This is a genomic window from Microbacterium sp. UBA3394, assembly GCF_002358725.1.
GTDB lineage: Bacteria > Actinomycetota > Actinomycetes > Actinomycetales > Microbacteriaceae > Microbacterium > Microbacterium luteum.
Genome location: NZ_DEPK01000250.1, coordinates 1 through 5266, shown reverse-complemented (window position 1 = coordinate 5266; position 5266 = coordinate 1). Strand labels below are relative to the sequence as shown.

The 5266-nt window shown below is 69.5% G+C and carries 5 protein-coding genes and 1 tRNA gene; all 6 read right to left on the bottom strand.

The features are described from left to right. A partial coding sequence (locus B4E30_RS14875) for a M48 family metalloprotease (protein WP_286795927.1) occupies positions 1–611 on the bottom strand: 611 nt, incomplete at its 3' end. 52 nt (positions 612–663) lie between these two features. Further along, complete coding sequence (locus B4E30_RS14870; protein ID WP_194384955.1) at positions 664–1233, bottom strand: LemA family protein; 570 nt, start codon at positions 1231–1233, stop codon at positions 664–666. Between the two features lie 77 nt (positions 1234–1310). After that, entirely contained in the window at positions 1311–2624 is a 1314-nt protein-coding gene (locus B4E30_RS14865; protein ID WP_286795925.1) for a D-arabinono-1,4-lactone oxidase, read from the bottom strand. After that, a complete protein-coding gene (locus tag B4E30_RS14860) occupies positions 2621–3847 on the bottom strand; it encodes an alanine racemase (RefSeq protein WP_286795923.1) in 1227 nt (408 codons plus the stop codon). The genes B4E30_RS14865 and B4E30_RS14860 overlap by 4 nt, the downstream gene beginning before the upstream one ends. Position 3848: 1 nt before the next feature. After that, positions 3849–3922, bottom strand: a tRNA-Leu gene (locus B4E30_RS14855). A gap of 25 nt (positions 3923–3947) precedes the next feature. Next, the coding region (locus B4E30_RS14850) for an NAD(P)/FAD-dependent oxidoreductase (protein WP_286795922.1) at positions 3948–5266 on the bottom strand (1319 nt) is incomplete at its 5' end.

Sequence of the window (5266 nt, the reverse complement as noted above, 5' to 3'; positions counted from 1 at the left end):
ACGATCGCGGCGACGAGGCCGAAGATCACGAAGAGCAGCTGCGCCTGCCCGTTGTTGCCGCCTCCGCGCCGCATCCCGCCGAAGAACGCGGCACGCAGCATGATGTCGGCGAGGATCCCGACGGCGACGACGAGACCGAAGACGATGAGCGAGACGCGGATGTCGTAGTTCCGGATGTGGCCCAGCTCGTGCGCGAGGACTCCCTCGAGCTCACGATCGGTCATGATCTCGAACAGTCCGGTGGTGACGGTGATCGCCGCTTTCTCGGGCGTGCGCCCCGTCGCGAACGCGTTGGGGGCGGCATCCTCGACCACGTAGAGCTTCGGCATCGGCGTTCCGGTCGTGATGCAGAGGTTCTCCACGAGACGGAAATAGCGCGGCGCGTCCTGCGACGACACCTCGACGGCTCCCGCCATCGCGAGCGCTTCCCGGTCGGCGAAGAAGTACTGCACGGTGGCGTATCCGGCCGCGAACAGCAGGATGAACCCCGTCACGAACCAGTTGTTGCCCAGGAGCCAGCCGGCGATCCATCCGATCGCCCCCAGCACCAGGACGAAACCGATGAGGATGAACCACGTGTTGCGCTTGTTCCGCGCGATGGCGCTGTACACGGTCGGTCCTCCTTCGCCGTGTGAACTGCGATGCGGTACGTCGGCTGTTGCGTCAGAACTGCACGCGCGGCGGCTCCGAGATCGCGGCGCCGTCGACGACCTCGAAGAACTCGCGCTCGCTGAACCCGAGGTTCTTGGCGAAGAGGTTGTTCGGGAAGACCTTGATCTTGGTGTTCAGCTCTCGGACGCCGCCGTTGTAGAACCGGCGCGATGCCTGGATCTTGTCCTCGGTGTCGACGATCGCCTGCTGGAGCTGGAGGAAATTCTGGCTGGCCTGAAGCTGGGGGTAGGCCTCCGCCACCGCGAAGATCGACTTCAGCGCCTGCTGCATGTGCCCTTCGGCGACGCCCGCTTCCGCCGGACTCGCCACGTTCAGCGTCTCCGCGCGAGCGCGCGTGACGTTCTCGAACACCGCCTTCTCGTGCGCGGCATACCCCTTCACCGCCTCGATCAGATTCGGGAGCAGGTCGGCGCGTCGCTTCAGCTGCACGGTGATGTCGCTCCACGCCTCGTCGACGCGAACATTCAACTGCACCAGCGAGTTGTACGTCGCCCACAGGTAGATACCGGCGATGACGACGATCGCGACGACGATGAGGACCGGGATAAGCCATTCCCACATGGTCGCCATCCTAGTCCGCACCCGCGGACCTCACGTGCCCGAGCCGCCGACTCCCAGCACTCCCGCGGGCTGCGGGGTCACTCCCCCAGGACCCGCGTGAGGTACCGGTTGCCGAACAGGCGATCGGGGTCGAGGCGGTCGCGCAGCGCCACGAAGTCCGCGAAGCGCGGGTAGCGCGGGGCGAGATCGGCGACGCCGAGCGTGTGCATCTTCCCCCAGTGCGGCCGTCCGTCGTGTGCGCGCATGATCTGCTCGACGGCCTCGAAGTACTCCGACGGATCCTCGCGCCAGTATCGGTGCACCGCGATATAGGCCGTGTCACGGTCGTACGCCGTGGACAGCCACCGGTCGTCGGCCGCGGCGAAGCGCACCTCGACGGGGAAGGACACGCGCCATCCCTCGTCGTCGATGAGGCCACGCAGCCGGTCGAAGGCCGCGCCCACGGCCGATGCGGGCAGCGCGTACTCCATCTCGCGGAAGCGCACCGATCGGGAGGTGGCGAACACCTTGTGCGACGCGTCGGTGAAGGCGCGGTCCCCCCAGACCCGCACCGAGGCCTGCGCGATGGCGGGCACGCTCGCCGGCACCGCCTTGGCGATGCCGCACGCCGCCTGGTGCAGCGCACCTCCAACGAGCGTGTCGTCCACCCAGCCTCCGATGACGCCGAGAGGCTTGCGCGGCGCGCTCTCGGGCAGGCGCGTGTTCGTCTTCGTCATCGCGCTGTCCGTGTGGGGGAACCAGTAGAACTCGAAGTGATCCGCCTCGGCCGCGCGCTGATGCAGGCTCGCACGCACCTCGTCGAGAGGCTCCGGCTTCTCCACCGCGCTCAGCAGGAACGCCGGGACGCACTGCAGGGTGACCTCGACGAGGATGCCCAGCGCGCCGAGCCCGAGGGCGACGGCCGGAAGCATGTCGGCGTTCTCGTGCTCGTTCACCCGGAGCATCTCGCCGTCGCCCGCGACGAGCGCCACGCCGACGACCTGGGTCGAGAGTCCTCCGAAGCGCACTCCCGTGCCGTGTGTTCCGGTCGAGATCGCCCCGGAGATCGACTGACGGTCGATGTCGCCGAGATTCGCCATGGCCAGCCCGTACGGCGCGAGCAGCTTCGGGATCTGATGCAGTCTCGTTCCCGCGAGGAACGTCACGCGGGCCCGCTCGGCGTCCACCGAGACCACCCCCGACAGGTCGGTGAGATCGAGCAGAGCACCGGGCGCCACCGCGATGCCGGTGAAGCTGTGGCCCGCGCCGACGGCCTTGATCGGCATCCCCCGTGCTCGCGCCGCCGTCACCGCTCGCGCCACCGCGCCCACCGTGCGTGGAAATTCCATCCGCTGCGGCCGGACGGCAGCCGAGCGCGCCCAGTTGCGCCACGTCGCCCCGGGTCGTGTCACAGGAACACCTTCCCCTCGCCGCGATAGGTCGGCGCCTCGCCGGCGATCTCGCCGTCTGCCACGAGCAGGAAGCGATCGACGTGCTCGCCCGTCTCCCCGCTCTTGGCGTGCCGGAACCAGACTCGATCGCCGATCGCGAGGGAACCAGCCGAGGCGCCGCGCAGGGGAGTCTGCACCTCGCCGGCCCCCTCGCGCGCGAGGGCGCGCAGCCCCTCCGGCCACACGGGCGCCGGCTGCCGCGACGGCGTCGGTGGCCCCGAGGCGATCCATCCGCCTCCCAGCACCGTGACCATGTCGGGAGCCGGGCGCCGGACGACCTCGAGCGCGAAGGCGGATGCCGGTGCCGGATCGAACCCGCGGTAGTCGTCGAAGAGATGGCCGGCGAGCAGCCCGCTTCCCGCGGTGAGCTCGGTCACGGAGCGATCGGATGCGGTCGACTCGAGCGAGCCGGTCCCCCCGCCGTTGACGAATTCCAGGGGCGCGATCTCGCGCAGCGCGGCGACGATGCCGGCCCGTCGGTCGTGGAGCTCGGCGGCCGAGCGTCGCTTCATCCACCGCATGACAGGCGCATCGATGCCGACGGCGTCCGGCTGGCCGGCGATCTGCGCCTCGTACATCATGAGTCCCACGAGCCGGAACCCGGGGCGGGCGACGATGGCTCGGGCGAGACGGGCGACGTCGACGGCGTCGAACAGCGGCGATCGGCGGACGCCGACGTGACCGAGCGCGGCCGAGCGCCAGGAGGCGTCCGCGTCGATCGCGACGCGCACCTCGCAGCGCGCGGTCGGGGCGGCGACGGCGTCCAGAAGGTCCAGCTGCGCCGGGTCGTCGACCATGATCGTCACCCGCGCCGCGGCGCGCTCGTCTGCCGCGAGGCGGGCGAGCGCCGCGCGATCGGCCGAGGGGTAGCCCACGACGATGTCGTCATGGGCCTCGGCGAGCCACAGCGCCTCGGGCAGTGTGTAGGCCAGCAGCCCCGCGTAGCCGGGCAGCGCAAGCGTGGCGTCGAGGACCTCCCGCACGCGCACCGACTTGGTCGCGATCCGGATCGGCACGCCGCGTGCGCGGACGAGCATGTCGAGGGCGTTGTGGCGCAGCGCATCGAGTTCGACGACCGCGCACGGCCCCGAGACGTCGGAGACCGCATCCGTGAGGCGACCCCAGTACGCCGCTACGTCATGCCACCCGGGTGTGGTGGCCTCCCGCGCCAGCAGATCGATCATGTGCCCCCGCTGGGATTCGAACCCAGACTGAAGCGATTTTAAGTCGCCTGCCTCTGCCGGTTGGGCTACGGGGGCGCCGCGGCATCCCCCACGCTACCGCTCAGCGCGCGGCGGCCTTCTCCTTGTCGGCGTCGGCCTTCTTCTCGGGCTCGGCCGGTCGCGGGCGCGCCGCGAACTCCTCGAAGACGTAGCGGGGGTTCTGCACGCTGGAAAGGCTCACGATGTCGCGACCCAGCCAGAGGTTGTTCCACCAGCCCCAGATCACCCGGAACTTGCGCTCCCACGTGGGCATCGCGAGACCGTGGTAGCCGCGGTGCGCGATCCAGGCGATGAAGCCCTTCAGCGCGAGCTTGCCGGACTGGAAGACGCCGTTGTACAGACCGAGCCCGGCGACGGCTCCCAGGTTCTTGTGCACGTAGTCCTTGGGGTCCTCGCCGCGCAGGACCGCCGTGATGTTCTTCGCCAGCAGCTTGCCCTGGCGCACGGCGTGCTGTGCGTTCGGCACGCACATGCCGCCCACGCCGCCACCGGTGAGGTCGGGCACGGCCGAGACGTCGCCGGCCGCCCAGGCGCCCTCGACGACCTCATCGTCGGTCCCCACGCGCAGATCGGGACGGGTGCGGATGCGGCCCCGCTCCTCGACGGGCAGGTCGCTGCCGCGCACGACGGTCGGGTTGGCCATCACGCCTGCGGTCCAGATGATCAGATCCGACGGCAGGGTCTCCCCGGTCGAGAGCTCGACGTTGCCGTCGACGGCACCCTTGACCTGGGTGTCCAGGTGAACGTACGCGCCCCGCTTGGCGAGGTCCTTCAGCACCCATTCGCTCGTGGGCAGCGACACCTCGGGCATGATGCGACCCATCGCCTCGATGAGGTGGAAGTGGGTGTCCTCGAACGAGATGGTCGGATACTTCGCCAGCAGCGACGATGCGAACGAGCGGAGCTCGGCGAAGACCTCGATGCCGGCGAAGCCGCCGCCGACGACGATGACCGTCAGCAGACGATCGCGCTCGGGTCCGGCGGGGATCATCGCGGCCTTGTCGAAGTTGTCCAGGAGCTGGTCGCGGATCGCGACGGCCTCTTCGATCGTCTTGAGGCCGATGGCGTTGTCGGCGATCCCGGGGATCGGGAACGTGCGCGAGACGGCCCCGGCGGTGACGACGATCTGGTCGTACGTCTCGGTGAAGGGGTCGCCGATCTCGGGGGTGACGGTCGCCGACTTCGACGCGTGGTCGATGCCAGTGATCTTGCCGGTGAGGATGCGCGTGCGCTTGAGGTGGCGTCGCAGCGACACCACGGAATGACGCGCCTCGATCGAGCCGGCGGCGACCTCCGGCAAGAACGGCTGGTAGGTCATGTAGGGAAGCGGGTCGACGATGGTGACCTCGGCTTCTCCCTTGCGCAGAGTCTTTTCGAGCT